Here is a 25,971-nt window from a genome sequence, read left to right as displayed (position 1 = left end):
CCTTAATTTTTTGAGCATGTTTCCATGAGTGAGCAACCCGCGGCCTGCCGCATCCATGTCGAGGCCCTGGCCCCGGCCTTTCAACCGCAGGCCGAGCACTGGGCCGAGCGGCTTGGTCTGCCTTTGCAGGTGGACGATGGCGAGTTTGCCTTGCAGGTCGGCGAGCTGGGGTTGCAGTTGCAGCAACTGGGCCCGGACGCGCCAGGGCCGGTGCGGGTGGACTTCGTCGAGGGCGGAGCGGCCCATCGGCGTTTGTACGGTGGCGGCAGCGGCCAGATGATCGCCAAGGCGGTCGGCATTGCCCAAGGTGTGCGGCCACGAGTGCTGGATGCTACCGCCGGGTTGGGCAAGGATGCGTTTGTGCTGGCCAGCCTGGGCTGCGAGATGAGCCTGATCGAGCGTCAACCGCTGATTGGAGCGCTGTTGGAGGATGGCCTGGCCCGTGGGGCGGAGGATTTCGACGTGGCGCCCATCGTGGCGCGCATGCGCTTGCTCAAGGGCAATTCCATCGAGGTGATGCGCGACTGGGAAGGCGAGCCGCCCCAGGTGATCTACCTGGACCCGATGTTTCCCCATCGGGAGAAAACCGCCCTGGTGAAGAAGGAAATGCGCTTGTTCCGCCCCCTGGTGGGCGATGACCCGGACGCCCCGGCGCTGCTGGCCGCGGCCCTGGCCCTGGCGACTCACCGAGTGGTGGTCAAGCGCCCACGCAAGGCCCCATGTATCGAAGGGCCGAAGCCAAGTCATGGGCTCGATGGCAAATCCAGTCGCTACGACATCTACCCCAAGAAAGCGCTCAAGCCCTGAGACCGTGTCGCCTGTATCGCGAGCTTGCTCGCGATGAGGCTCTTCCAGTCAGCGAAAGGCTACCGGTCGAGCTAAGGCCGATAAGCCCGCATGAACAACCCCACCACTTCCTGTACATGGGCCTCGGCGGCTTCCGGTTCCGGGGCCGGGCCGCAGCCAGACAACAACCGGAAATTCGCCGCGCCCTTGATCAGGCAGAAAAAATGCTCGGCGGCATTGCGCGGTTTATCAATGTTCAGGGCACCGCTCTGATTGACCTTGATCAGCAGCCGCTCCATGCCTGAGAGCATCCGCTGTGGGCCTGCTTCGTAGAAAATCGTCGAGAGCTTCGGGTCCTGGCTGCCCAGGGCCATGATCAGCCGATGCAGGTTCAACGATTCCTCGCTGCTGACGAGCAGGTGAAAGCCACGGGCGATGTTCAGCAGCACGTGTTCGATCGGAACGCCGTCCGGCCATTCGAAAAACAGCGGCGGCACCTGCTCTTCACATTTGGCTATCACGGCAGCGGAAAACAGCGTCTCCTTGTCGTTGAAGTGACTGTAGACCGTCAGCTTCGAGACCCCGGCCTCGGTAGCGACGGCGTCCATGCTGGTACTGGCGTAACCCATGCTCACGAACAAGCGCTTCGCCGCGTCGAGAATGGCCTGGCGCTTGGCCAGATCCTTGGGACGGCCGGGACCGGAGGGGATTGGAGGATTGTTCGACATTCTTCGCTTTAATACTGGACTGGTGAGTTTGCTATTAATAACATACTCGCCAGTATAATTATTCCAAGCACCATTAGCGAAAGGTCACTCGCCATGTTCCGCTATGCCTTGCCCCTCGCCGTGCCAGTCACCCTGGCTTTTTTATTGTCTGCGTGCGGTCATGACGAGCCGGTCCCGGTCGCCGTGCGCCCCGCCATGGTGGTGAAACCACAGCCTTCGGTCCAGGCGATGGACAGTTACCCCGGTGAAGTGCGAGCACGGTTCGAGCCCGACCTGGCCTTTCGTATTGGCGGCAAGGTGAGTCGACGACTGGTCGAAGAGGGTCAGCGGGTCAAGGCCAATCAACCGCTGGCTGAACTCGATCCCGAAGATGTGCGCCTGCAACTGGAAGCCGCCCGTGCCCAGGTCGCCGCCGCCGAGGCCAACCTGAACCTGGTACGCGCCGAGCGTGACCGCTACAAAACCTTGATGGAACGGCAGATGGTCAGCCGCTCCCAGTACGACAACGCCGAAAACCTTTACCGATCCGGCACCGCGCGGCTCAAGCAGATCAAGGCCGAGTTCGACGTCGCCAACAACCAGGCCAGTTATTCGATATTGCGTGCGCCCCAGGATGGCGTCGTTGCCCGGCGTTCGGTGGAAGTCGGGCAGGTGGTGTCGGCCGGGCAAACCGTCTTTACCCTGGCCACCGACGGCGAGCGTGAAGTGCTGATCAGCCTGCCGGAGCAGGGTTTTGGCCGGTTCAAGATCGGCCAGCCGGTTTCGGTCGAACTGTGGAGCCAGCCCGACCAGCGCTTCAGCGGACGCATTCGCGAGCTGTCGCCGGCCGCCGATCCCAAGTCTCGCACCTTCGCCGCCCGTGTGGCCTTCACCGCCGGCAATGTTCCGGCCGAGCTGGGCCAGAGTGCGCGGGTGTTTATCCAGACCGCCGACAAGGTGCCGCTGTCGGTGCCCCTGTCGGCTTTGACGGCTGAAAATGGCGCGACCTATGTCTGGGTCGTCAACGCCAACAACACCCTGAAAAAGGTCCCGGTGCGGGTCGGCGCCTTCGGCGAAAAGACCGTACCGGTGCTGGAAGGCCTGGGCCCCGATGATTGGGTCGTGGCGGCCGGCGTGCATGTGCTCCTCGACGGCCAGCAGGTGCGGCCGGTGGATCGCTCCAACCGCGTGGTCAATCTGACGGCCAAGGAGTAATCCCCGATGGGTTTCAATCTTTCCGAATGGGCGCTGCGCAACCGCCAGATCGTACTGTTCCTGATGTTGTTGCTGGCCGTCGTTGGCGCGCTTTCCTACACCAAGCTCGGCCAGAGCGAAGACCCGCCGTTCACCTTCAAGGCCATGGTCATCCGCACCAACTGGCCGGGCGCCACGGCCGAGGAAGTCTCGCGACAGGTCACTGAGCGCATCGAAAAGAAGCTGATGGAAACCGGCGATTACGAAAGGATCGTCTCGTTCTCCCGTCCGGGCGAGTCCCAGGTGACCTTCATGGCCCGTGACTCCCTGCATTCGGTACAGATCCCCGAGCTGTGGTACCAGATCCGCAAGAAGATCAGTGACATCCGCCACACCTTGCCGCCGGGTATCCAAGGGCCATTTTTCAACGATGAATTCGGCACCACCTTCGGCAACATCTATGCGCTGACCGGTGACGGCTTCGACTACGCCGTGCTCAAGGACTACGCCGACCGCATCCAGATCCAGCTGCAACGGGTCAAGGACGTGGGCAAGGTCGAACTGCTCGGTTTGCAGGACGAGAAGATCTGGATCGAGTTGTCGAACGTGAAGCTGGCGACCCTCGGCCTGCCCTTGGCGGCTGTCCAGCAGGCCTTGGAAGAGCAGAACGCCGTGTCGACCGCTGGCTTCTTCGAAACCGGCAGCGAGCGACTGCAGCTACGGGTTTCCGGGAATTTCCAGACCGTGGAAGAGATCCGCAACTTTCCGATCCGGGTCGCCGATCGTACGTTCCGTATCAGTGATCTGGCGGATGTGCGCCGGGGGTTCAATGACCCACCGGCGCCACGCATGCGTTTCATGGGTGAAGATGCCATCGGCCTGGCCGTGGCCATGAAGGACGGTGGTGACATCCTGGTGCTGGGCAAGGCCCTCGAGGTCGATTTTGCCCGGATCCAGAACACGCTCCCGGCCGGCATGCAATTGCGCAAGGTGTCGGACCAGCCAGCGGCGGTGAAGACCGGGGTCGGTGAGTTCGTCCAGGTGTTGGTGGAAGCGCTGACGATTGTGTTGCTGGTGAGCTTCTTCTCCCTTGGGCTGCGCACCGGGATGGTGGTGGCCCTGGCGATCCCGCTGGTGCTGGCAATGACGTTTGCCGCGATGTACTACCTGGGCATCGGCCTGCACAAGATTTCCCTCGGCGCGCTGGTATTGGCGCTGGGGCTGCTGGTGGACGACGCGATCATCGCGGTGGAGATGATGGCGATCAAGATGGAGCAGGGCTTCGACCGGATCAAGGCCGCCAGTTTTGCCTGGACCAGCACGGCATTCCCGATGCTCACCGGTACGTTGATCACCGCGGCCGGCTTCCTGCCAATCGCCACCGCGCAATCGGGCACCGGCGAATACACCCGTTCGATTTTCCAGGTCGTGACCCTGGCATTGCTGGCATCCTGGGTGGCTGCCGTGGTGTTTGTGCCGTACCTGGGGGAAAAGCTCCTGCCGGACCTGGCGAAAATTCACGCGGCCAAACATGGCACGGCTGACGGCCAGGCCGACCCGTACGGCACGCCGTTCTATCAGCGTGTCCGGCGGATGGTGGAGTGGTGCGTACGTCGCCGCAAAACCGTCATCATCCTGACCGTGCTGTTGTTCGTCGGCTCGGTGGTGTTGTTCCGTTTTGTGCCGCAGCAGTTTTTCCCGGCATCGGGGCGGCTGGAGCTGATGGTCGACCTGAAGCTGCAGGAAGGCGCCTCCCTGAGCAACACCGCCGAGCAGGTCAAGCGCCTTGAAGCGCTGCTCAAGGACCACGCGGGCATCGACAATTACGTGGCCTACGTCGGCACCGGTTCACCGCGCTTCTACCTGCCGCTGGATCAACAACTGCCGGCGTCCAGCTTTGCCCAGTTCGTGGTGCTGGCCAAGACCATCGAAGACCGCGAGCCTTTGCGCAGTTGGTTGATCGCGACCCTGAACGAACAGTTCCCGACCCTGCGCTCGCGGGTCACTCGCCTGGAAAACGGCCCGCCGGTCGGCTACCCGGTGCAGTTCCGCGTCACGGGCGAGCACATTGAAAAGGTTCGCGCCCTGGCGCGCAAAGTGGCGGAAAAAGTTCGCGAAAACCCTTACGTGACCAATGTGCACCTGGACTGGGAAGAACCGAGCAAGGTGGTGTACCTGAACGTCGATCAGGACCGTGCCCGAGCCCTCGGCGTGAGCACGGCCACCCTGGCAAGCTTCCTGCGCAGCTCCCTTACCGGGTCCAGCGTCAGCCAGTACCGGGAAGATAACGAACTGATCGAGATCCTGCTGCGTGGCACGGTGCATGAGCGCACCGAGCTGTCGTTGCTGCCGAGCCTGGCGGTGCCGACCGACAACGGCAAGAGCGTTGCCCTGTCGCAGATCGCGACCTTGGAATACGGTTTCGAAGAAGGCGTGATCTGGCACCGCAACCGCTTGCCGAGCGTGACCGTACGGGCCGATATCTATGGCAAGGAACAACCGGCGACCCTGGTGCAGCAGATCTTCCCGACCCTGGAGCCGATTCGTGCGCAACTGCCGGACGGTTACCTGCTGGAGGTGGGCGGTACGGTAGAGGATTCGGCCCGCGGCCAGAAATCGGTGAACGCCGGAGTACCGTTGTTCATCGTGGTGGTGCTGACCTTGCTGATGCTGCAACTGCGCAGTTTTTCGCGCACGGCCATGGTGTTCCTGACCGCGCCGCTGGGGTTGATCGGTGTCACGCTGTTCCTGTTGATGTTCCGCCAACCGTTTGGTTTTGTCGCCATGCTCGGCACGATCGCGCTGTCGGGGATGATCATGCGCAACTCGGTGATCCTGGTGGACCAGATCGAACAGGACATCAAGGCGGGACTGTCGCCCTGGCAGGCGATCATCGAAGCGACAGTGCGCCGCTTCCGCCCGATTGTGCTCACGGCACTGGCGGCGGTGCTGGCGATGATTCCGCTGTCCCGCAGCCTGTTCTTCGGCCCGATGGCCGTGGCGATCATGGGCGGGTTGATCGTGGCGACGGCGTTGACGTTGCTGTTTTTGCCCGCGTTGTATGCGGCTTGGTTCAGGGTCAAGAAAACCTGATCAACAACTGCACACCGAACCTGTGGCGAGGGAGCTTGCTCCCGCTGGGCTGCGTAGCGGCCCCAAGCTTTTGCGGTTGCTGCGCAACCGAGCGGGAGCAAGCTCCCTCGCCACGGGATCGTGGTTTGTCAGCTAGGCAGTGTGTTCATCGCGAGCAAGCTCCTTCAGTTGGTTCGGGTTGGGGCTCAGAGGGTGCCGAAAACCTTCTTCGCCAAGCTGGTCGCCGCCGCCGCCGGGTTCTGGCGGATGGTGGCTTCCTGCTTGCCGATCATCTCGAACAAGCCGTCCAGCGCCTGTTCGGTCACGTAGTTCTCGATGTTGGCGCTCTTGGCGTCGAGCACACCGAAGGTCGCGGCCTGGCCGGCGAAGGCATTGTATTTCTGCGCCAGGCCGACCTTGTCGGTGGCTTGCTTGACGATGGGCAGGAACTTGGCGCGGATCTGCTCGCGGCTGCTCTTGTTCAGGTATTGCGTGGCGGAGTCTTGGCCGCCGCTGAGAATGCCCTTGGCATCGTCCACGCTCATGTTCTTCACGGCATTGACCAGGATCGGCTGGGCCTGGACCACGGCGGCCTCGGCGGCCTGGTTCATGCTGGTTTCCAGTTGATCGACCTGTTCACCCATGCCGAAGGCCTTCATTTTGCTGGCGACTTTGCCCAGCTTGCCTGGCAGTTCGATTTTCACATCCGGGTTGTTGCTGAAGCCGCCGGGTGTGCCCAGTTGCTTGACCGCCACCTGCGCGCCTTGGGTCAAGGCGTCCTTGAGACCGCCGGTGGCGTCTTTTTGCGACAGGTCGCCCAAGGACAGGGCCATGGCATTGGCGCAGATCAGCAGGCCCGCGCACAGGCCGGTGAAACGGAGAGTAGGACGGAGCATGAGGGCTTCCTTGAAGAGAATTTGAAAAGGACTCAGCGTGCGGCGTTGACGCGAATCTTCAACGGCTGCGGATCCTTGCCATCGAGTTGCACGGTGTGTTGTTCGGTGGTGATGAACATCAACTGGCCGTCCACTTCGATGCGGGCGCTCACGGCATAACGGTGGCCGGGCTTGACCTGGGTTGGATCATAACTGAGGTGGAACGGCAGCGGGACCTGGCCTTTGATCGGGCCGCTCTGCTCATCGAGGACCACCGCAGGGGCGTCGGCGAGGGAAACGTCCTGCAGGCTCACGCTCAAGGTAGCGTTGGGTGGCAGGGCAATGCGTTGCAGATAGAACACTTCGCCATCGAGGGCCGCAACGGTCGTGGAGGGGGGCGTTGCCGATTGGCAAGCGGCCAGTAATGCCATGGATGCAAGCAGAGCAAGTTTTTTCATTGGATGCACCTGGCTCATTGACGCCAGCCACACGGGCGTCAATGAGCATTTAGCGGATTTGCGTCCAAGCATCCATTCGTAACGTCGCGGTTCAGGAACCGAACGCGGGTGCTTGAACAGTTTCAGCCAGCGATGCTGGCGCCAGGCTCAGCGGGATGTCAACGTGTTGATTGCCGCCATCCCAGGTGAAGGCCTGTTCGGTTTCAAGAAAAAGAGCGGTGTCGCCTCGGTACGCTTGTGCCTTGACCGAGAGTTTCTCCCCTACGGGTGTCATCTTGGGCTCGACAAGAAAGCGATATTGCCAAGGCTGCTGGGCCACTGGCTCCTTAGGCGCCACATTGGAGCCCTGGCCGCCGCTGGCGCTGATCTGTGCACCGGCTGCATTTCGCACACTGACTTCGGTGCGAGCGTCTTCCGGGAGTTGAAAGCCTTCGGGCAGTTGCAGGGTTAACGTGATGATGTTCATGCTGAATTCCTTTTCAGTACGTCGACATTGACGTGAACCCATCCTAGAGGCCTGCTCCAAAGTTCTCTGTAGGCCTTTTCTTCGTTTGACGTCACCTTAGCCGCTGCGCGGTGTCGGAGTAAACTCGTTGACTGCCCCATCAACTCACCGGAACCTTCCATGCTTCTCGGTGAGTGATCGGCAACCTTCAACTGTCGGGGCTGATGGCGACGTCCGCTGCATCGTCACTGCGATGCAGCGCCACCTGACGGATCGACAGGCGAATTTCCGCTGGCAGCACCCGCTTGGCTGCGCCTTCGGCCAGTTCGCCCAGCAGCTCGTGGTAGCTGAGTTTGCCGGCTTCGTCGCGGCGCAGTACATCGAGGTCGAGCATCGTCTGGATGAAGTGGCGGAACAGGCTCTTGTCGAAGAACTCCGGCGCATTCAGGCCATGCAGGATCGACAGGCGCTGGGCCATGACGGTGCAGAGGTCTTCCAGTTCTTCGGCGCTGATGGTGTTCTGGCCGCTGTTGAGCAGCAGCGAGACGGTCATGTAGAAGCGCTGCAAGGTCTGGGCGATGCTTTTTGACAGCAGGGTCAGCAGCACGAAATGCCGCGAACTTGGCGCCGGACGCAGGTACAGGTCTTTTTCGAAACGCAGCAGCCCTTGTTCGACGAATGCTTCAAGCCACTGGTCGACCACGCCGTCCAGTTCTTCCAGCGACCAGCGAATGAACAATTCCGATTGCAGGTACGGGTACAACGCATGGGTGTAGCGCAGGATCTGCTCGCGACTCATGCGCGAGCTGCTCTGGAAGAAGCTCGCCAGCAACGCCGGCAGGGCGAAGATGTGCAGGACGTTGTTGCGGTAGTAGGTCATCAGTACCGCGTTCTGCTCATCCAGGTACAGAATCTTGCCCAGGGCATCGCTCTGTTCCGACAGCAGGTCCATGCCTTTTACATGTTCGATCAGCACCCGGCCATCGCCTTCGGGCAGGGTGGTGTGGGGCGAGTACGGGACCTTGCGCAGCAACGCCAGGTACAGGTCCAGCACCCGGGCCATGGCGCGGTCGTCCAGGGCCAGGCGGCTGGTGGACAGCAGCGCCAGGGCGACCAGGTTGACCGGGTTGATCGCAGCGGCTTCGTTCAGGTGCCGGGCCACGCGCTCGCCGAGGCGGTGGGTGGTCGCGTTGAGCCAGGCCGGCTTGAACTGCGGGCCCAGCTCCTGTTGGCGCCAACCCGGTTGTTCGCCGTCGAGGAATTCCGCCAGCTTGATCGGTTCACCGAAGTTCACCGCCACCTGGCCGAAGCGTTGCTTGAGGGCGCCGATGACCTTGAAGATGTCGAAGATCGATTCTTTTTTCTTGCTGGCCCCACGCAGTTCGCCCAGGTAGGTGCGGCCTTCCAGTACGCGCTCATAACCAATGTAGACCGGCACGAACACGATGGGCATGCGCGATGAACGCAGGAAACTGCGCAGGGTGATGGCGAGCATGCCGGTCTTGGGTTGCAGCATGCGCCCGGTGCGCGAACGCCCACCCTCGACGAAGTACTCCACCGGGAAACCTTTGGTGAACAGCGTGTGCAGGTATTCGTTGAACACGGCGGTGTAGAGCGGGTTGCCCTTGAAGGTGCGACGCATGAAGAACGCCCCGCCACGGCGCAGCAGGCCACCGATCACCGGCATGTTGAGGTTGATGCCGGCGGCGATGTGCGGCGGCGTCAGGCCGTTGCGAAACAACAGGTACGACAGCAGCAAGTAGTCGATGTGGCTGCGGTGGCACGGCACGTAGATGACTTCGTGGCCCTGGGCAACGTTTTGCACACCTTCGATGTGGTTGACCTTGATGCCGTCGTAGATCTTGTTCCAGAACCAGCTGAGCACCACTTCCAGAAAGCGGATCGCGGTGTAGGTGTAGTCCGAGGCGATTTCGTTGCCATAGCGCAGGGCCTGGGCCTTGGCTTTTTCCGGGGTGATCTTTTCCCGCTCGGCCTCGTCGATAATCGCCTGCTTGACCAGCGGCTGGTTCAGCAGGCCCTTGACCAGGTTGCGCCGATGGGAAATGTCGGGGCCGATGACCGCGGCCTTCAGGTTGCGAAAGTGCACCCGCAGGATCCGTTGGGCCATGCGCACGGTGCGTTCGTGGCCCTTATCGTGTTCAATCAGCTCGCGCAGATGGATCGGCGCGGAGAACTGCACGCGGGTCTTGCGCCCCAGGATCATGATGCTCAACAGGCGACGCAGGCGCCCGGTGACGGCCCAACTGTCGGCGAACAACAGCTTCCAGGGGCTGGACTCGCTGTCGGGCGACTGGCCCCAGAACACGCTGACCGGGATGATCTGCGCGTCTTCGGCGGCATTGTGGGTCAGGGCGTTGACCAGCCGCGTCAGGGTGGGCGGCGCACCGCGCTTGTCCTGGCGCCCGATCCAGTCCGGCGCCGGCGTCAGGTAGAAAAACGCCGCCGGCTCCAGCAGGTTACCCACCGAGACCGGCAGCACCGGACGGGGCAGGCCGGCCTTGGTGCATTCGGTGTCGAGCACCGCCAGGTCAGTGAGCGAAGGATCTTGCAGGACGTAGAACACCGGGCGACTGCGGTCGAGGTTGAGGGTGAAGGACGACTGGTTGATCGTCTCTGAGCGAACCCAGAGGTACAACAGTCGGCGCAGGGTGCCAAACACAAGACGGCGGAACGGGGAGCGGGTCATACGGCTTCTGCATGAGTGAATAAAACCGAGCGGCTGCTCGGGCTCGCTAGTGTGCCGGATTCATCGAAAATCGGCAAAAAAGCGCCGAAGTAAAGTCAGTTGAGAGTTTTTCCGGGTGTCATATACTCGCCAGGTTGCTACCCGGCCTCCCCATGGACGGCCTGACGGTGGTGAAAGTTCGTACGGCTTTCCATCGAAAAGCCGACTTATAAGATAAAAATGGGAGTGAGCATCATGGCAGCACGGGAAACCGGCAGTGTGAAGTGGTTCAACGACGCCAAGGGTTACGGCTTCATCCAACGCGAAGGTGGAGCGGATGTGTTCGTGCATTACCGCGCCATCCGCGGTGAAGGCCACCGTTCCCTGACCGAAGGCCAGCAGGTCGAATACGCAGTCGTGGAAGGGCAGAAGGGCTTGCAGGCTGAGGATGTGGTGGGGTTGTAAACCGCGTTCACTGGCTACACAAAACCCATTGTGGGAGCGAGCTTGCTCGCGATAGCGGTGTCTCAGTCACGTCTAATCTGGCTGATCTATCGCTATCGCGAGCAAGCTCGCTCCCACATTGGCTCTTCGGTGGGCTGGAAGTCTGCGTCAGGCCGTCTTCCAGGTAATCTCTTCTTCCCCGTCAACGCTGATGCGAATCCAGCGGTCCGCCGATTCTTCCCCTTCTTCCTCCACCCATGAACCAGGCGCGCAGCGCACTTCGACGTTCAGTGCGGCGAAGGCGGCGCGGGCGCAGGCGATGTCGTCTTCCCACGGGGTCTGGTCGCTTTCCAGGTACAGGCTGTTCCATTTGCCCACGGCCTTGGGCAGCCAGGTCACCGGGATGTTGCCGGCCTTGCACTTGTAGGTCTGGCCTTTCTGGACCCAGTCGCTGCACGGGCCCAGGGCCTGGCCGAGCCAGGCGGCGATGGCCTTGTGGTCGACGTCGGCGTCTTTGAGGTAAATCTCGATATCGGGTTGGCGCATGGATATCCTCGCTGCGGTCTTGAAAAATCCATTCGCGGATTTAACGGGGCTCGAGCGGTTGCCCGGGCCCGGGATCAAAAGGTTATTGAAGAACGAAATAATCGTAGCGCATCGACACCGTGACCTGGAACGGCTCGGCCTGCTCGATCACGCTGGCACGGCGTTCGGCACTGGCGCGCCAGCCGTGGGGCGTCATGGCCAGCAGGTTGGCGCGGTCCTGGCCACCGTTGAGGGTCAGCTTGAATTCGAGGGTTTCACTGTGATCCAGCACCATGCCTGGCGGCACCAGGGCCAGGTGCTTGTCGTCGATGTATTCGCGCACTTCGTCGTACAGGCGCCCGCGCAATTCCATCAGGTGGCCGGCGGTGGGGCCGACTTTCATCAGGCCGCCGCCGGGGCTGAGCAAGCGCTTGGCCTCCTGCCAGTCCAGCGGACTGAACACGCTGGCCAGGAACTGGCAGCAGCCGTCCGCCAGCGGCACCCGGGCCATGCTGGCGATCAACCAGGTCAGCTGCGGATTGCGTTTGCAGGCGCGCTTGACCGCCTCGCGGGAAATGTCCAGGGCATAACCATCGGCGTTGGGCAGCGCTTCGGCGATTTGCGCGGTGTAGTAGCCCTCGCCACAGCCAATGTCCAGCCAACGCCCGGGTGCACGCTCGGCGGCCAGTTCGGCCAGGCGCCGTGCGACCGGGGCGTAATGCCCGGCGTTGAGAAAATCGCGCCGGGCTTCGACCATCGCCAGGTTGTCGCCGGGGTCGCGGCTGTTCTTGTGCTGCACCGGCAACAGGTTCAGGTAACCCTGCCGCGCGCGGTCGAAGCGGTGGCCGGCCGGGCACACCACGCCGTTGTCCACCGCGTTCAGCGGTTCACTGCAAATAGGGCAGGCGAGCATCAGGCGAGCAACTTGATCAGCGTCTTGTAGTAGATCTCAGTCAGTACGTCGAGATCGGCGGCCAGTACGCGTTCGTTGACCTGGTGGATGGTCGCGTTGACCGGCCCCAGTTCCACCACTTGCGTACCCATGGTGGCGATGAAGCGACCGTCGGACGTGCCGCCGCTGGTGGACGCCTGGGTCTCCCGGCCGGTAACGTCCTTGATGCTCGACGATACGGCGTCGAGCAGCGCACCGGGTTCGGTGAGGAACGGCAGGCCAGACAGCGCCCAGTCGATGTGCCAGTCCAACTGGTGCTTGTCGAGGATGTCGGCGACGCGTTGTTGCAAGCCTTCGACGGTGGACTCGGTGGAGAAACGGAAGTTGAACACCGCCACCAGGTCACCCGGGATCACGTTGGTCGCGCCGGTGCCGGCGTTGAGGTTGGAGATCTGGAAACTGGTGGGCGGGAAGAAGTCGTTGCCGTGGTCCCAATGCTCGGCGGCCAATTCTGCCAACGCTGGAGCGGCCAGGTGGATCGGGTTTTTCGCCAGGTGTGGATAAGCCACGTGGCCTTGCTTGCCGCGCACGGTCAACTTCGCGCCGAGGGAACCGCGCCGGCCATTCTTGACCACGTCGCCCACCAGCGTGGTGCTCGACGGTTCGCCGACGATGCACCAGTCCAGTCGTTCCTGACGGGCCTTGAGGCGCTCGATCACGGCCTTGGTGCCGTGGTGCGCCGGGCCTTCTTCATCGCTGGTGATCAGGAAGGTCAGCGAGCCCTTGTGGTCCGGGTAGTCGGCGACGAAGCGCTCGGCCGCCACGATCATCGCCGCCAGGCTGCCTTTCATGTCCGCCGCGCCACGACCGCAGAGCATGCCATGCTCGTCGATGACCGCATCGAACGGGTCGAGCTGCCAGGCCTGCACCGGACCGGTCGGCACCACGTCGGTGTGCCCGGCGAAGCACAGCACCGGGCCGTCATGCTTGCCGTGACTGGCCCAGAAGTTATCCACATCCTCGATGCGCATCGGTTCGAGCGTAAAGCCTGCGTTGCCCAGGCGCTGCATCATCAGTTTCTGGCAATCGGCATCCACTGGCGTCACGGACGGACGGCGGATCAGATCGCAGGCGAGTTGCAGGGTCGGCGAGAGGTCGGCGTGGGCCGTCATGGAAGCTCCGGAAATATAGAATGGACGCAAGGCTTGTACAGGCGCGGGCAGGCTCGCGCAAAATGGCAGTTATCTTATAGCAAAACGACCACCATGGGCCCCTGGTGCGGGACAGGTGGAACACAAAACCTGTGGGAGCAAGCTCGCTCCCACAGAGGTTTTGCTTAATTTGCTCCAGCAAAGCCCTATAATGCGCGCCGGTGTTTGGGGTAATGGTCATGAGTACAGAAGATCCACGGTTTGCCGGCATCGCCCGTTTGTATGGCATCGAAGGCCTGGCGCGCCTGCGGGCGGCCCATGTGGCGATTGTCGGGGTTGGCGGTGTCGGCTCCTGGGCGGCGGAAGCCATCGCCCGTTGCGGCGTGGGCGAGATCTCGCTGTTCGACCTGGACGATGTTTGCGTCAGCAACGCCAACCGTCAGTTGCACGCACTGGACAGCACCGTCGGCAAGCCCAAGGTCGAGGTCATGGCCGAGCGGCTGCGCGGGATCAACCCCGATTGCACGGTGCATGCGGTGGCCGACTTTGTCACCCGCGACACCATGGCCGAATACATCACACCGAACATTGACTGCGTGATCGACTGCATCGACAGCGTCAACGCCAAGGCTGCGCTGATCGCCTGGTGCAAGCGCCGCAAGATCCAGATCATCACCACCGGTGGCGCGGGCGGGCAGATCGACCCGACGCTGATCCAGGTCTGCGACTTGAACCGCACGTTCAACGATCCACTGGCCTCCAAGGTACGTTCCACCTTGCGCCGCGACTACGGCTTTTCCCGCACCGTGACCCGCCACTACAGCGTGCCTTGCGTGTTCTCCACCGAACAACTGCGCTACCCGAAACCGGACGGCAGCATTTGCCTGCAGAAAAGTTTTGTCGGCGACGGCGTCAAGCTCGACTGCGCCGGTGGGTTTGGCGCGGTGATGATGGTCACGGCGACGTTTGGCATGGTTGCGGCGACCAAGGCTGTGGATAAGATCGTAGCCGGAGTGCGGCGACCGGCTGACAGGGTCAAGCCTGGGCAGTGAGCGCTTTTGTGGCGAGGGAGCTTGCTCCCGCTGGGCCGCGAAGCGGCCCCCCATTGGCGGCGTCAATCATGCTGAATCCAAGGCGGCTGCTTCGCAGCCGAGCGGGAGCAAGCTCCCTCGCCACAATCATTGGCGGGTCAACTCGCGCATCCGCTTCAACACCGCATTCAAGCCATTGCTACGGGACGGCGACAGCTGCCGCGACAATCCCAACTGGTTGAACCAATCTGGCAGATCCACCTGCTGCAACGCCTCGGCGGACAACCCGTTGACCCGCGCCAGCAGCAACGCCACCAGCCCACGGATCAACCGCGCATCGCTGCTGGCGCAAAACTGCCAATGCCCATCGACCAACTGGCCCACCAACCACACCTGGCTTTCACAGCCGTGAACAAGGTTGGCTTCGCACTTGTCCTCGTCGCTCAGGGGCGGCAAACGCTCGCCCCATTGCATCAGCAGCCGGGCCCGTTGTTCCCAACCTGACGCGTCCTGGAAAATCTGCAGCGCTGTGGCAGCCTCGGCGGGCAGGTTCATCGCAACATCTCCAAGGCCTGATCGAGGGCGTCGAAGAAGCGTTCGATGTCGGCGGAGTCGTTGTACAGCGCCAGCGACACGCGGATCGCCCCGGACAGCTTCAGGTGCTTGAACAGCGGCATGGCGCAGTGATGTCCGGCGCGTACGGCGATGCCTTGCTCGGTCAGCAGGTGGGCCAAGTCGGCGTTGTGGATGCCTTCGACCACGAAGCTGACCAAGGCCAGGCGCGGGTTGCCCACCAGGCGCACGCCGTTGCGGGCCCGCAGGCCATGGAGCAGGTAGTCGTGCAGCGCCGCCTCGTGGTCGATGACCGCCTGCGGATCGAGGGCGGACAGGTAATCCAGGGTTGCCCCCAGCCCGATCACGCTGGCAATCGGCGGCGTGCCGGCTTCGAAGCCCAGCGGCGCCGGACGGAAGGTGGCGCTGTGGTAATCGGCCTGTTGCACCATTTCGCCGCCGAATTGCCAATGACGCAGGTTGCCAAAGGCTTCGGTACGGCCAAACAGCACGCCCAGCCCGTCGGGGCCGTAAAGTTTGTGGCTGGAAAACACATAAAAGTCGCAGCCCAATGCCCCCACGTCATGGCGACCATGGACCACGCCTTGGGCGCCGTCGATCACCGTCAACGCGCCTTGGGCCTTGGCCAGCGCCAGCAGCGCCGGCACTGGCTGCCAGGCCCCCAGCACATTGGATAACTGGCTCACCGCCAGCAAGCGCGTACGCGGGCCGATCAGTTCGGCGGCGGCGCCAGGGTCGATCACCCCGTCGGCGTCCAGTGGCAACACCACCAGGGTTAACGAACGACGTTCGGCCAATTGCTGCCACGGCAGCAGGTTGGCGTGGTGTTCCAGGGTGCTGATGACGATCTCGTCGCCCGGGTTGAATAAATGTTCCAGCCCGTAGGCCAGCAGATTCAGCGCCGAAGTCGCGCCGTGGGTGAAGACCACCTGCCCGCAGTTTCCGGCATTGAGCCATTGCGCCACCTTGAGGCGGCTGTCCTCGAACGCCTGGGTGGCATGGGCCCCCGGCAAATGCTGCGCACGGTGCACGTTGGCCGCACCATTGGCGTAGTAATGCGTCAGGGCGTCCAGCAGTGCTTGAGGTTTTTGCGTGGTGGCGGCGCTGTCCAGGTAGGTCTGGCCTTGCCGTTGCAGGGCGGCGATGGCCGGGAAGTCGGTGCGCCAGGGGGAGGGAATCAACATGCTTTCGGGCCCTGCTGGAGTTACGCCGGACCCTGTGGGAGCGGGCTTTTTTTGTGGGAGCCAAGCTTGCTCGCGATGGCAGCGACACGGTTCAACTGCAAGACCGCGTCATCGTTCATCGCGAGCAAGCTCAGCTCCCACAAAGGCTCGCCCCCACAGGTGGTGGTGTGACGCTTAGTTGTGAGCGTGCAGTGCTTCGTTCAGCTCGATGGCCGACTTGTGCGTCTTGCATTCCACCGCGCCGGTCTCGGAATTGCGGCGGAACAACAGGTCGGGCTGGCCAGCCAGGTCGCGGGCCTTGACCACTTTGACCAGTTGGTTGTTTTCGTCCAGCAGCTTCACTTTGGTGCCGGCGGTCACATACAGGCCCGACTCCACGGTGTTGCGGTCGCCCAGCGGGATACCGATGCCGGCGTTGGCGCCGATCAGGCAGCCTTCGCCGACCTTGATCACGATGTTGCCGCCGCCCGACAGGGTGCCCATGGTGGAGCAACCGCCGCCCAGGTCCGAGCCCTTGCCGACGAACACACCCGCCGATACGCGGCCTTCGATCATGCCCGGGCCTTCGGTGCCGGCGTTGAAGTTGACGAAACCTTCGTGCATCACGGTGGTGCCTTCGCCCACGTAGGCGCCCAGGCGGATCCGCGCGGCATCGGCGATACGCACGCCGGCCGGGACCACGTAGTCGGTCATTTTCGGGAACTTGTCCACCGAGAACACTTCCAGCAGTTCGCCACGCAGGCGGGCTTCGAGCTGGTGCTCGGCCAGTTCGGCCAGGTCGATCGCGCCTTGGCTGGTCCAGGCCACGTTCGGCAGCAGCGGGAAGATGCCAGCCAGGTTCAGGCCGTGGGGCTTGACCAGGCGATGGGACAGCAGGTGCAGCTTGAGGTAGGCCTCAGGGGTGGAGCTCAGTTGGGCATCTTCGGCCAGCAGGGTGGCGACCAGCGGCTTGTGGCTTTCAGCCAGGCGGGTCAGCAGGGCAGCCTGTGCGGCATCGACGCCCTTGAGGGCTTCAGCCAGTTGCGAGGCCTGGGTGGTGGTGAAGGTGATGGCCTGGTTGCCTTCGCTGTAGCCGAGGATCGGCGCGATGGCCTTGATGATGTCAGCCGACGGGTTGAGCAATGGCTGTGCGTAGAACACTTCCAGCCAGGCGCCTTGACGGTTTTGAGTGCCGACACCGAAGGCCAGGCTGAACAGGGTAGTGGACATGAAATTACCTCTACAAAATGGACTGGGCAGGTTTACTTGATTTCTGCCGCATAGATGTCTGGCTTGAAGCCAATCAGGGTTCGGTCACCGAGATCGAGCACCGGGCGCTTGATCATCGAGGGTTGGGCGAGCATCAGTTCGATGGCTTTCGTCTGGTCGAGATCGGCTTTGCGTTCGTCGTCGAGTTTGCGAAAGGTCGTACCGGCACGGTTCAACACCACTTGCCAGCCATGCTCGTTGCACCATTGGGTCAGGTGCTCACGGTCGATGCCGGCGGTCTTGTAATCGTGAAAGTCGTAGCGTACAGCGTGCTCATCGAGCCAGGTACGCGCTTTTTTCATCGTATCGCAGGCTTTGATGCCGAAAAGCTGTAAGTGCTTGTTTTCCTTGGGCATGAATGCTCCCCCAAAACGTTCCCGGTATCGTCCTGAAAATCAGCGGACGATTATGCCACGTCGTTCCTTTCAGTGCCTTGACTGTCGCGACGGATCGGACGAGGCGGAACCGATAGGAAAGAGGTGACCACACAGCACAGGTAAACCCGGCACTTTTTTTCGCACATGAGACCCGCCCATGGATTCCATCTCCCTGACACCGCCCCATCCACTGACGCTTCAGACTGAAGAGACGCTCCCGCCCCATTCAACGACATCGACTACCGGGACCGCTGCATCCATCCCGATCGGCCCTGTCACGGCTGCACAGGACCTGGCAAATCGGACTGGTGCAATCAAGGCCCAGCTCACCCGGGTATTCGAGCCGCATATAAACGGTGCCAATCGCGAGGCCTTCGAAGCACTGATCGACGATCGTTCACGTACCTTGGCCAATGACGGGGAAACCGCGGAAAGCGTCGATGCCGTGCTGACCAAAGGCTCGCGGCTGGATCGCGCGGCCCATGACACCGTTGGATTCCTTCGTTCGGTTCCCTTCGGCGCGGCGTCCATCGCGCTGGACTTCGCCCCGGCGGTGACCGGCAATGGCTCGATTACCGCGCCGTTGGCGCTGTCGGCGATTGCCGGCCTGGTCAGCAGCGCCGCCGACACGGTCGGCAATGGCCTGATCAAGCGCGCCACCAGCGACACCCAGTGGCTGGTGGCCGAAAATGCCGATCTGGAGCCGGTCATGCAGGAAGCCGCCCAGGCGGTGAAGCCGAGCCTGACGACTCAGGCTATTGAAGGCAGCCTGACTTTCCAGACCTTCTCCGCGCGAAACGTGTTGCGCACGGTCATCCAACCCGTCGTGACGAAGACCGTTGATGCGCAAACGGGCAGCAAGGTGGACTCTGTGATAGCTGCCGTCGGTTCTCCGCTTTCAGGCATGGCCGCCTATGACCTGCAACATTCCATCGATAAATCGAAACACCGGATTGGCCCGGAATACCTGTTGGGGCGTCAAGACTGGCATCAGCGTTACAAAGACCTCAAGAATTATGGTGTAGGGAGTGCTGCGATGGGCATTGCGAAGCGAGTTGGCAGCCTGCCGCTGGACGCGATGCGTGATGGCAGCAAATCGCTGCAAGCCTTGGTTACGCCGACAGGTTTGGTCAGTGGTCTCGGAGCGTTGGCCGGTGGTATTACTGCGATCGGTATGGCGCAGACCGCCGCTGTCAACGCAGCCAGGAGCGCCGGGATTTCGCCTGCGGGTGTTGCGGCGGCTGGTAAGGCGACGGTTACAGCCACGATGGCCCCGGTGCTCGCCGCCTGGGTGACAACGGGAGTGATGACCCAGCCGTTGGCGGACAAGGCCTCTGCCGCATTGGACAGGCTATCCGCCGGTCCCGCTCATCCAGATGAGCTGCAGGGAATGTTGCCCTTGGTCGAAATGTCGACGGCCGAACAGATCGGGGAAGATAGCGACAATGAGGGTGACGACGTCGATTTTGTCTCGGCCCGCTCAACGCTCAGTGCCGCTGAGCGAGCTGTTTAGCTTCCGATAATCCGCGGTCGCTCCTGCCGCGTGGAGGTTAGGAGCGGCCAAGGGACGACTGCGCATTGATGCCGCTGAGGTGCGACCAATGTGCAACGGCAACGGTTCACCTTGGCAGTTAATATGGCACTTCACCGGCCAGCGGTTGCCGCAGATGTATATGGCTGTCATTGGAAGTCCGTTATGCAAAGCGCCTATACCGTCCTGATCCTGTTGATGCTGGTGGGCGTTTCGCGCCTGCTCGGACGGTTGGTGCCATTACCGTTGCCCCTGGTGCAGATCGGCGCGGGTGCGCTGCTGGCCTGGCCGTCCCTGGGCTTGCACGTGGCCCTCGATCCCGAACTGTTCCTGTTTCTCTTCCTGCCACCGTTGCTGTTCTCCGACGGCTGGCGGATGCCCAAGCGCGAGTTTTGGCGCTTGCGCGGGCCGATCCTGACGCTGGCGGTGGGGCTGGTGTTGTTTACCGTGGTGGGCGCCGGTTATTTCATTCATTGGCTGCTGCCGAGTATCCCGTTGCCGGTGGCCTTCGCCCTGGCTGCGGTGCTGTCGCCGACCGATGCGGTGGCGGTGTCGGCGATTGCCCGGGACCGTTTGCCCGGGCCGCTGATGCACATGCTCCAGGGCGAGGCGCTGACGAACGATGCGTCGGGCCTGGTGACCTTCAAGTTCGCCTTGGCGGCGGCTATCACCGGGGTATTTTCCCTGGCGGGCGCGAGCCTGACATTCGTGCTGGTGGCGGTTGGCGGCCTGTTGGTCGGCGTGGCCTTGAGCTGGTTGTTGGGGCGGCTGCGGGCCTGGATGATTGCCCGGGGCTGGGACGACCCGGCTACCCATGTGGTGTTCATGTTGCTGCTGCCGTTCGCGGCCTATGTGCTGGCTGAGCGCTTGGGCGCCTCGGGGATTCTCTCGGCGGTGGCAGCGGGGATGATGCAGAGCTGGCTCGACCTGCTGCCGCGCCAGACCGGCACGCGGCTGCTCAATCGCAGTGTCTGGTCGCTGTTGGAGTTTGCCTTCAATGGCTTGATCTTCCTGCTGCTGGGCTTGCAGCTGCCGGACATCATCAAGGCGGTGACCCGCCTCGAAACCACGCTCTGGCCGACGTTGTTCTACCGTTGCCTGGATGTGCTGGCGATTTTCCTGGTGTTGTTGGTGCTGCGGTTTGTCTGGGTGCAAAGCATCTGGCGCCTGTCCGGGCTGTTGCGACGCTGGCGTGGCCAGGGCGAACTGACCCCGGTGCCGACCGCACGTTCTTGCTGGTTGCTGACTTTCGGTGGCGTGCGCGGCGCGGTGACACTGGCGGGCGTGCTGTCGGTGCCATTGCTACTGAGCGCGGGCGAGGCGTTTCCCGAGCGGGACCTGCTGATCTTCATCGCCGCCGGGGTGATTCTGCTGTCGCTGATTGCGGCCTGCATTGCCTTGCCATTGTTGCTGCGGGGCATCGAAAAAAGCCCTGATGACAAACGGCGCAATGAAGTCCGCGAGGCCTGGCGCAAGACCGCTGAAGCGGCGATCCGCGCGCTGGAAGTGGAGGAGCCGGCTGAGCTGCCCAGTACACCGGATGCAGCCCAGGCGGCGCTGGCGACCGAGGTCAAGGCGCGGTTGATGTCTGAGTATCGTCATCAGTTGGACGTGTTCAACGACTCCGCCGAGGCCCAGGCGTTGGCATTCGAGATGGACCTGCTGGAGCGCCGGCTGCGCCTGAAGGCTTTTCGGGCACAGCGGCTGGAGTTGTATCGCCTCAGTCGTCACCACCAGATTGGCGATGATGTGTTGCGTGAGGTGCTGGGGGAGTTGGATCTGGCGGAGGCGAATTTGGGGTTGGGTAAATAGATTGCGCAAAGCTAATTGTGGCGAGGGAGCTTGCTCCCGCTGGGGCGCGAAGCGCCCCCAAAAACAGGCAACCCGGTGTGTCAGGCAAATTGAGTTGACTGCCGTGGGGGCCGCTGCGCAGCCCAGCGGGAGCAAGCTCCCTCGCCACAACAGCGCTTATGCGTGGGCCTCTTCCTGCTCAGGCACCAACCGTACTTCCACCCTCTGACCCAGCGCACGCGCCGCGCTCGCAAGCGTTGCCAGCGTCATTCCTGCATCGTTCTGATCCAGCGCACGATCAACAGCGGTGCGACTGGTGTGCATCCGTTGTGCCAAGGCCTTTTTGGTCACTTTCTGAAGCTTCATGGCTTCGGCAATCTGCCAGGCAATAACGCGTTTGAGCGCAGCGGCGGAAACTTCTTCGGCGATGCCTTGCTCGGCGAGGAAATCGTCAAAATCCGATCCAATATGCTTGTTCATTTGCGGTACCTCATAATCTTGCTTTGCGCTGCTTGGCGGTTGCCATGTCGGTGGCTGGCGTTTTTTGACTTTTCTTGATGAAACCGTGGAGTAGAACCATATCGGAGCCCGCCACGGTGAAGAGAACACGGGCAATGGTATCTCCAAGGTCAATCCTGACCTCCCACAGCCCGGTGTCCAGTTTGCGAACCACCGGCATACCTATTGGCCAACCAATCTGAACAGTCTTGATGTCGGTCCCGATCATCCGTCTGTGCTCGCGAGGCAGGTCAGTCAACCATTCGCGAACGGGTTCATTCCCAGCGTCTGTGCGGAAAAAACGTACGTTCAGTATTGGGGCAATATCAACCATGAATGAAGTGTACCGAAATAGGTGCATTGCGCAACCCAGGCAGCACTGAGGATTTGTACAGGGGGAGGTGGCCGGTACGGATGTTGCTGTTGGGGCCGCTGCGCAGCCCAGCGGGAGCAAGCTCCCTCGCCACAACAGCGGTCCGCTTCAGTCCGAGACAGCCATCAACCTCGACGCTGGATAAACGCGCGAATCCGCTCCGCCGCTTCCACGCATTCAGCCAGCGGCGCGACCAGGGCCATGCGCACGCGCCCGGCGCCTGGGTTGACGCCATCCACTTCACGGGACAGGTAGGAGCCTGGCACCACGGTCACGTGTTCCTGTTCGAACAGGTCGCGGCAGAACGCTGCATCATCGCCGGCCACGTTTGGCCACAGATAGAAACTGCCATCGGGACGCTGCACGTCCAGCACCGGGCTGAGGATTTCCAGCACTGCGTCGAATTTTTCCCGGTACAGCGCACGGTTGGCCCGTACATGGACTTCGTCGTTCCACGCCGCGATGCTCGCCAGTTGGGTCTGAACCGGCATGGCGCAGCCGTGGTAGGTGCGGTACAGCAGGAAACCCTTGAGGATGTCCGCGTCGCCAGCGACGAAACCGGAGCGCAAGCCTGGCAGGTTGGAGCGCTTGGACAGGCTGTGGAACACCACGCAGCGCTTGAAATCCTTGCGACCGAGTTCGACGCAGGCGCTGAGCAGCCCCGGCGGCGGGGTCTGTTCGTCGAAGTACAGTTCGCTGTAGCACTCGTCTGCCGCGATGACGAAGTCATGTTCGTCAGCCAGGGCGATGAGTTTTTTCAGCACGTCCACCGGGATCAACGCGCCGGTCGGGTTGCCAGGGGAGCACAGGAACAGGATCTGGCAGCGCTTCCAGATGTCGGGTGAGACGGCATCGAAATCCGGATTGAAGCCGTTTTCGTCCAGGCACGGCAGGTAGTGCGGCTTGGCCCCGGCCAGGAACGCCGCGCCTTCGTAGATTTGGTAGAACGGGTTCGGGCTGACCACCAGCGCATCGTCGCCACGGTTGACCACGGTCTGGGTGAAGGCGAACAAGGCTTCACGGGTGCCATTGACCGGCAGCACGTGGCGCGCCGGGTCTAGCCAGCCGTTCGGCACGTTGAAGCGACGCTCGCACCAGCCAGTGATGGCCTCACGCAATTCCGGGATGCCGAGGGTGGTCGGGTACACGGCCATTTTTTCCAGGTTGCTGGCCAGGGCTTCAGCCACGAAGCTGGGCGAGCGATGCTTGGGTTCGCCGATGGACAGGGCGATCGGGCGCTTGTCCGGGTTGGGCGTGACGCTGCCAAGCAAGGCGCGGAGCTTTTCGAACGGGTAGGGCTGCAACTGGTTCAAAGCGTTGTTCATCAAGGGCCTCGTTCAATGTGGGAGCGAGCAAGCCCGCTCCCACAGGGGGAATGTGTTCGTTCAGATGCTGATACGTGTCATGTGAGCATCGGGTTCCTGGTTGACGCTCAAATGCTGCACGATCGCTTCCTGCAAGCGGCTGCACAGCTGCGGATCGGACAGCGGCTGGTTATGTGCGTCGGTGATGAAGAAGACGTCTTCCACCCGTTCGCCGAGGGTGGCGATCTTCGCGTTTTGCAGCGACAGGTCGAACTCCAGGAAAATATGGCCGATTCGCGCCAGCAGGCCCGGGCGGTCCGGGGCGCTGAGTTCCAGGACGGTGACCTGGCGCTGGGCGTCGTTGTGGATCGTCACCTGTGGGGCAAACGCAAAATGCTTGAGCTGGCGCGGCACCCGGCGCTGGATGATGGTCGGGTAGTCCGCCGGGTTGCGCAGGGCTTCGGTCAGGCCATCGCGAATCTGCTTGACCCGCGCCGGGTTGTCGCCAATCGAGTCGCCGTCGGTGTCGAGCACGATGTAGGTGTCGAGGGTGAACTGGCTGCTCGAGGTAATGACCCGGGCGTCATGGATGTTGAGGTTGAGCTGGTCCATCGCTGCCACGGTCACGGCGAAGAAGTCGTGCTGGTCCGGGGCGTAGATGAAGATCTGCGTGCCGCCCTCGAACTCGCGCTGGGTGGTTTCCTTGATCAGCACCAGCGGCCCGCCATCGGCCGGTTGCTGCAGGATCGCATCGCTGTGCCAGGCCACGTCGCCGGCGGTATGGCGCAGGAAGTAGTCATCGCCCAATTGCGACCAGAGCTGCTCGACGTCGTCCGGGTCGGTGCCACCGCGCACCAGGATGTCCAGGGCTGCGCTTTGGGTGCGACGGATCTGCTCTTCGCGATCCACGGGGTTTTCCAGGCCGCGGCGCAAGGCGCGCTTGGTCTCGGTGTAGAGCTGGCGCAACAGGCTGGCGCGCCAGGAGTTCCACAGGCTTGGGTTGGTGGCGTTGATGTCGGCCACAGTCAGCACGTAGAGATAGTCCAGGCGCGTTTCATCGCCGACGATCTGGGCGAAGTCGTGGATCACCTGTGGGTCGGACAAATCCTTGCGCTGGGCGGTGGTGGACATCATCAGGTGGTTCTGCACCAGCCAGACGATCAGTCGGCTGTCCCAGAGCGGCAGTTGATGGCGCTGGCAGAAAGCCTCGGCATCCACCGCGCCAATCTCGGAGTGATCGCCTTGACGACCCTTGCCGATGTCGTGATACAGCCCTGCCATGTAGATCAGTTCGGGCTTGGGCAACTTGGCCATGAGCTTGCTGGCCAGCGGGAATTTCTCCGAGACCTGGGTGTACTGGAGCTTACGCAGGTGCTTGATCAGGTTCAGGGTGTGGGCATCGACCGTATAGATGTGGAACAGGTCGTGCTGCATTTGCCCAACGATGAAACCGAACTCCGGCAGATAACGCCCGAGAATCCCGTAGCGGTTCATGCGCCGCAGGTTGCGATGCACGCCGATCTTGCACTTGAACAACTCGATGAACAGGCTGGTGTTGCGGATGTCGTGACGGAAATCTTCATCGATCAGGTGACGGTTTTCCCGCAGCAAGCGAATGGTGTCGGCGCGTACACCCTTGATTTCCGGTTGCTGGGCCATGAGCACGAAGATTTCCAGCATGGCGAACGGCGTGCGACGGAATACATTGGCGTTGCGCGCCTCGATGTAGCCGTCGTGCAGTTGGAAACGTGAATTGATCGGCTGCGGCGGTTCTTCGTCTTCGGGGGCGAGGATGACTTCCTCGAAGTGCTGGATGATCAGTTCGCTGAGTTGGGCGATGCTCATCACCACGCGGTAGTACTGCTGCATGAAGTTTTCGATGGATTGCTTGGCATCCTGCCCTTCGAAACCCAACAGGCTGGCGATGGAGCGCTGATGGTCGAACAGCAGGCGGTCTTCGGCGCGCCCGGCCAGCATGTGCAGGGCGTAGCGGACCTTCCACAGGAATTCCTGGGACGAGGCCAGCAAGGCGTTTTCGCTTTCCACCAGGAAACCTTCACCGGCCAGGGCGCGCAGGTTCAGCGTGCCGTACTGGCGCCGGGCGACCCATAGGATCGTCTGGATGTCCCGCAGCCCGCCGGGCGAGCCCTTGACGTTGGGCTCCAGGTTGTATTCGGTGTCGTTGTACTTGTGGTGGCGGGCCTTCTGCTCGGCGCGCTTGGCCAGGAAAAAGTCCTTGCTGGGCCACATGTGCGCCGTGCTGGTGACATCGAGCATGCGCTGGCGCAGGTGCTCGGGGCCGGCGATGGTGCGGCTTTCCATCAGGTTGGTGATCACCGTCAGGTCGGCGCGGGCCTCGTCGGCGCATTCCTGCACCGAGCGCACGCTCTGGCCGACTTCCAGGCCGATGTCCCACAGCAGCGTCAGGAACCGCTCGATGGAGTCACGGAAAACTTCATGATCGGCGCTGTCGAGCAGGATCAGCAGATCGATGTCGGAGTAGGGGTGCAGTTCGCCGCGCCCGTAGCCGCCGACCGCCACCAGGGCGATGTCGGCATCCTCGCTCCAGTTGAACTGTTCCCAGGCCTTTTGCAGGATGTTATCGACGAACCAGGCACGGTCCTCGATCAGCCGCCGAATGTCCCGGCCGTTGCGAAAGCGCTGGTCGAGCACTTCGTGGGCCTGGCGGATCGCCTTCTTGAACGCCGCGATGGGGCTTGCCTTCAGGGCCAGTTCAGCCTGGAACTGGCCGCGGTCGAAGAGTTCGGGATCCACCTGCGGCATTGAATGACTTTCCTTTCTATCTATCTATAGGCTGGGTTCGGA

General features: G+C 62.3%; 23 protein-coding genes. 7 read left to right on the top strand and 16 right to left on the bottom strand.

What is annotated here, in order from left to right; translation table 11 throughout:
• Positions 1 to 24 precede the first annotated feature (24 nt).
• Positions 25 to 807 (top strand): class I SAM-dependent methyltransferase, encoded by a 783-nt coding sequence (locus tag TK06_RS15470; protein ID WP_063322786.1) that lies wholly within the window; start codon positions 25 to 27, stop codon positions 805 to 807.
• A 71-nt stretch (positions 808 to 878) separates the two neighbouring features.
• Here the strand turns inward: TK06_RS15470 and TK06_RS15465 are convergent, their stop codons facing one another.
• Positions 879 to 1,514 (bottom strand): TetR/AcrR family transcriptional regulator, encoded by a 636-nt coding sequence (locus TK06_RS15465; RefSeq protein ID WP_063322785.1) that lies wholly within the window; start codon positions 1,512 to 1,514, stop codon positions 879 to 881.
• Between the two features lie 93 nt (positions 1,515 to 1,607).
• On the opposite strand from TK06_RS15465, the gene TK06_RS15460 reads away from it, so the two are divergent.
• Positions 1,608 to 2,708: an efflux RND transporter periplasmic adaptor subunit gene (locus TK06_RS15460; protein ID WP_063322784.1), complete on the top strand. Its 1,101-nt coding sequence runs from the start codon at positions 1,608 to 1,610 to the stop codon at positions 2,706 to 2,708.
• 6 nt (positions 2,709 to 2,714) lie between these two features.
• The gene (locus TK06_RS15455; protein WP_063322783.1) at positions 2,715 to 5,780 is read left to right on the top strand and encodes an efflux RND transporter permease subunit; all 3,066 of its coding nucleotides are present in this window, start codon (positions 2,715 to 2,717) and stop codon (positions 5,778 to 5,780) included.
• 185 nt (positions 5,781 to 5,965) lie between these two features.
• Here the strand turns inward: TK06_RS15455 and TK06_RS15450 are convergent, their stop codons facing one another.
• From TK06_RS15450 to plsB, 4 genes are all read right to left on the bottom strand, one after another.
• The gene (locus tag TK06_RS15450; RefSeq protein WP_063322782.1) at positions 5,966 to 6,655 is read right to left on the bottom strand and encodes a DUF4197 domain-containing protein; all 690 of its coding nucleotides are present in this window, start codon (positions 6,653 to 6,655) and stop codon (positions 5,966 to 5,968) included.
• 32 nt (positions 6,656 to 6,687) lie between these two features.
• Positions 6,688 to 7,092, bottom strand: a complete 405-nt coding sequence (locus tag TK06_RS15445) for a YbaY family lipoprotein (protein ID WP_063322781.1) — start codon at positions 7,090 to 7,092, stop codon at positions 6,688 to 6,690.
• Between the two features lie 91 nt (positions 7,093 to 7,183).
• Complete coding sequence (locus TK06_RS15440; protein WP_063322780.1) at positions 7,184 to 7,558, bottom strand: hypothetical protein; 375 nt, start codon at positions 7,556 to 7,558, stop codon at positions 7,184 to 7,186.
• Between the two features lie 187 nt (positions 7,559 to 7,745).
• Positions 7,746 to 10,244: a glycerol-3-phosphate 1-O-acyltransferase PlsB gene (gene plsB, locus TK06_RS15435; RefSeq protein WP_063322779.1), complete on the bottom strand. Its 2,499-nt coding sequence runs from the start codon at positions 10,242 to 10,244 to the stop codon at positions 7,746 to 7,748.
• 234 nt (positions 10,245 to 10,478) lie between these two features.
• Here plsB and TK06_RS15430 point away from each other — a divergent pair, with 234 nt between their 5' ends.
• Positions 10,479 to 10,688 carry a cold shock domain-containing protein gene (locus TK06_RS15430; protein ID WP_003198198.1) on the top strand — a complete coding sequence of 70 codons (210 nt, stop codon included), beginning with the start codon at positions 10,479 to 10,481 and terminating at the stop codon, positions 10,686 to 10,688.
• Between the two features lie 147 nt (positions 10,689 to 10,835).
• On the opposite strand, the gene TK06_RS15425 is transcribed toward TK06_RS15430, so the two are convergent.
• From TK06_RS15425 to dapE, 3 genes are all read right to left on the bottom strand, one after another.
• On the bottom strand, positions 10,836 to 11,213 hold the full coding sequence (locus TK06_RS15425) for a hypothetical protein (RefSeq protein WP_063322778.1): 378 nt from the start codon (positions 11,211 to 11,213) through the stop codon (positions 10,836 to 10,838).
• A gap of 82 nt (positions 11,214 to 11,295) precedes the next feature.
• Positions 11,296 to 12,105 (bottom strand): putative RNA methyltransferase, encoded by an 810-nt coding sequence (locus tag TK06_RS15420; protein WP_063322777.1) that lies wholly within the window; start codon positions 12,103 to 12,105, stop codon positions 11,296 to 11,298.
• A complete protein-coding gene (dapE, locus tag TK06_RS15415; RefSeq protein WP_063322776.1) occupies positions 12,105 to 13,256 on the bottom strand; it encodes a succinyl-diaminopimelate desuccinylase in 1,152 nt (383 codons plus the stop codon). The genes TK06_RS15420 and dapE overlap by 1 nt, the downstream gene beginning before the upstream one ends.
• A 212-nt stretch (positions 13,257 to 13,468) precedes the next feature.
• Here dapE and tcdA point away from each other — a divergent pair, with 212 nt between their 5' ends.
• On the top strand, positions 13,469 to 14,287 hold the full coding sequence (gene tcdA / locus TK06_RS15410) for a tRNA cyclic N6-threonylcarbamoyladenosine(37) synthase TcdA (RefSeq protein ID WP_063322775.1): 819 nt from the start codon (positions 13,469 to 13,471) through the stop codon (positions 14,285 to 14,287).
• Positions 14,288 to 14,413: 126 nt separating this feature from the next.
• On the opposite strand, the gene TK06_RS15405 is transcribed toward tcdA, so the two are convergent.
• From TK06_RS15405 to TK06_RS15390, 4 genes are all read right to left on the bottom strand, one after another.
• On the bottom strand, positions 14,414 to 14,821 hold the full coding sequence (locus TK06_RS15405; protein WP_063322774.1) for a SufE family protein: 408 nt from the start codon (positions 14,819 to 14,821) through the stop codon (positions 14,414 to 14,416).
• Complete coding sequence (locus tag TK06_RS15400) at positions 14,818 to 16,023, bottom strand: aminotransferase class V-fold PLP-dependent enzyme (protein WP_063322773.1); 1,206 nt, start codon at positions 16,021 to 16,023, stop codon at positions 14,818 to 14,820. Before TK06_RS15400 ends, TK06_RS15405 begins: the two co-directional genes overlap by 4 nt.
• 174 nt (positions 16,024 to 16,197) lie before the next feature.
• Positions 16,198 to 17,232 carry a 2,3,4,5-tetrahydropyridine-2,6-dicarboxylate N-succinyltransferase gene (dapD, locus tag TK06_RS15395; RefSeq protein WP_063322772.1) on the bottom strand — a complete coding sequence of 345 codons (1,035 nt, stop codon included), beginning with the start codon at positions 17,230 to 17,232 and terminating at the stop codon, positions 16,198 to 16,200.
• A gap of 32 nt (positions 17,233 to 17,264) precedes the next feature.
• Positions 17,265 to 17,627, bottom strand: coding sequence for an ArsC family reductase (locus TK06_RS15390; protein ID WP_063322771.1), 363 nt, complete (start codon positions 17,625 to 17,627; stop codon positions 17,265 to 17,267).
• 178 nt (positions 17,628 to 17,805) lie between these two features.
• Here TK06_RS15390 and TK06_RS15385 point away from each other — a divergent pair, with 178 nt between their 5' ends.
• Both TK06_RS15385 and TK06_RS15380 read left to right on the top strand, forming a co-directional pair.
• Complete coding sequence (locus TK06_RS15385) at positions 17,806 to 19,161, top strand: hypothetical protein (protein ID WP_063322770.1); 1,356 nt, start codon at positions 17,806 to 17,808, stop codon at positions 19,159 to 19,161.
• Between the two features lie 183 nt (positions 19,162 to 19,344).
• Complete coding sequence (locus tag TK06_RS15380; protein ID WP_063322769.1) at positions 19,345 to 20,991, top strand: Na+/H+ antiporter; 1,647 nt, start codon at positions 19,345 to 19,347, stop codon at positions 20,989 to 20,991.
• A gap of 156 nt (positions 20,992 to 21,147) precedes the next feature.
• On the opposite strand, the gene TK06_RS15375 is transcribed toward TK06_RS15380, so the two are convergent.
• The 4 genes from TK06_RS15375 to TK06_RS15360 form a co-directional block, all read right to left on the bottom strand.
• On the bottom strand, positions 21,148 to 21,450 hold the full coding sequence (locus TK06_RS15375) for an XRE family transcriptional regulator (RefSeq protein WP_057448352.1): 303 nt from the start codon (positions 21,448 to 21,450) through the stop codon (positions 21,148 to 21,150).
• A 10-nt stretch (positions 21,451 to 21,460) separates the two neighbouring features.
• Complete coding sequence (locus TK06_RS15370) at positions 21,461 to 21,802, bottom strand: type II toxin-antitoxin system RelE/ParE family toxin (protein ID WP_063325158.1); 342 nt, start codon at positions 21,800 to 21,802, stop codon at positions 21,461 to 21,463.
• 164 nt (positions 21,803 to 21,966) lie between these two features.
• Positions 21,967 to 23,166 carry a succinyldiaminopimelate transaminase gene (gene dapC, locus TK06_RS15365; RefSeq protein WP_063322768.1) on the bottom strand — a complete coding sequence of 400 codons (1,200 nt, stop codon included), beginning with the start codon at positions 23,164 to 23,166 and terminating at the stop codon, positions 21,967 to 21,969.
• A gap of 60 nt (positions 23,167 to 23,226) precedes the next feature.
• Positions 23,227 to 25,929, bottom strand: a complete 2,703-nt coding sequence (locus TK06_RS15360; RefSeq protein ID WP_063322767.1) for a [protein-PII] uridylyltransferase — start codon at positions 25,927 to 25,929, stop codon at positions 23,227 to 23,229.
• Positions 25,930 to 25,971: the final 42 nt, after the last annotated feature.

This window comes from Pseudomonas fluorescens (genome assembly GCF_001623525.1).
In the GTDB taxonomy this organism is placed as follows: domain Bacteria; phylum Pseudomonadota; class Gammaproteobacteria; order Pseudomonadales; family Pseudomonadaceae; genus Aquipseudomonas; species Aquipseudomonas fluorescens_Q.
This window is presented reverse-complemented; position numbering and strand designations above follow the sequence as displayed.

Coding starts and splice junctions, on each gene's coding strand:
- TK06_RS15450 (WP_063322782.1), bottom strand. CDS start 6,655: ATGCTCCGTCCTACTCTCCGTTTCACCGGCCTGTGCGCGGGCCTGCTG.
- TK06_RS15420 (WP_063322777.1), bottom strand. CDS start 12,105: ATGCTCGCCTGCCCTATTTGCAGTGAACCGCTGAACGCGGTGGACAAC.
- TK06_RS15465 (WP_063322785.1), bottom strand. CDS start 1,514: ATGTCGAACAATCCTCCAATCCCCTCCGGTCCCGGCCGTCCCAAGGAT.
- TK06_RS15370 (WP_063325158.1), bottom strand. CDS start 21,802: ATGGTTGATATTGCCCCAATACTGAACGTACGTTTTTTCCGCACAGAC.
- TK06_RS15460 (WP_063322784.1), top strand. CDS start 1,608: ATGTTCCGCTATGCCTTGCCCCTCGCCGTGCCAGTCACCCTGGCTTTT.
- TK06_RS15380 (WP_063322769.1), top strand. CDS start 19,345: ATGCAAAGCGCCTATACCGTCCTGATCCTGTTGATGCTGGTGGGCGTT.
- tcdA (WP_063322775.1), top strand. CDS start 13,469: ATGGTCATGAGTACAGAAGATCCACGGTTTGCCGGCATCGCCCGTTTG.
- TK06_RS15375 (WP_057448352.1), bottom strand. CDS start 21,450: ATGAACAAGCATATTGGATCGGATTTTGACGATTTCCTCGCCGAGCAA.
- TK06_RS15430 (WP_003198198.1), top strand. CDS start 10,479: ATGGCAGCACGGGAAACCGGCAGTGTGAAGTGGTTCAACGACGCCAAG.
- TK06_RS15455 (WP_063322783.1), top strand. CDS start 2,715: ATGGGTTTCAATCTTTCCGAATGGGCGCTGCGCAACCGCCAGATCGTA.
- TK06_RS15360 (WP_063322767.1), bottom strand. CDS start 25,929: ATGCCGCAGGTGGATCCCGAACTCTTCGACCGCGGCCAGTTCCAGGCT.
- TK06_RS15390 (WP_063322771.1), bottom strand. CDS start 17,627: ATGCCCAAGGAAAACAAGCACTTACAGCTTTTCGGCATCAAAGCCTGC.
- TK06_RS15445 (WP_063322781.1), bottom strand. CDS start 7,092: ATGAAAAAACTTGCTCTGCTTGCATCCATGGCATTACTGGCCGCTTGC.
- TK06_RS15385 (WP_063322770.1), top strand. CDS start 17,806: ATGGATTCCATCTCCCTGACACCGCCCCATCCACTGACGCTTCAGACT.
- TK06_RS15425 (WP_063322778.1), bottom strand. CDS start 11,213: ATGCGCCAACCCGATATCGAGATTTACCTCAAAGACGCCGACGTCGAC.
- TK06_RS15405 (WP_063322774.1), bottom strand. CDS start 14,821: ATGAACCTGCCCGCCGAGGCTGCCACAGCGCTGCAGATTTTCCAGGAC.
- dapE (WP_063322776.1), bottom strand. CDS start 13,256: ATGACGGCCCACGCCGACCTCTCGCCGACCCTGCAACTCGCCTGCGAT.
- TK06_RS15470 (WP_063322786.1), top strand. CDS start 25: ATGAGTGAGCAACCCGCGGCCTGCCGCATCCATGTCGAGGCCCTGGCC.
- dapD (WP_063322772.1), bottom strand. CDS start 17,232: ATGTCCACTACCCTGTTCAGCCTGGCCTTCGGTGTCGGCACTCAAAAC.
- TK06_RS15400 (WP_063322773.1), bottom strand. CDS start 16,023: ATGTTGATTCCCTCCCCCTGGCGCACCGACTTCCCGGCCATCGCCGCC.
- TK06_RS15440 (WP_063322780.1), bottom strand. CDS start 7,558: ATGAACATCATCACGTTAACCCTGCAACTGCCCGAAGGCTTTCAACTC.
- dapC (WP_063322768.1), bottom strand. CDS start 23,166: ATGAACAACGCTTTGAACCAGTTGCAGCCCTACCCGTTCGAAAAGCTC.
- plsB (WP_063322779.1), bottom strand. CDS start 10,244: ATGACCCGCTCCCCGTTCCGCCGTCTTGTGTTTGGCACCCTGCGCCGA.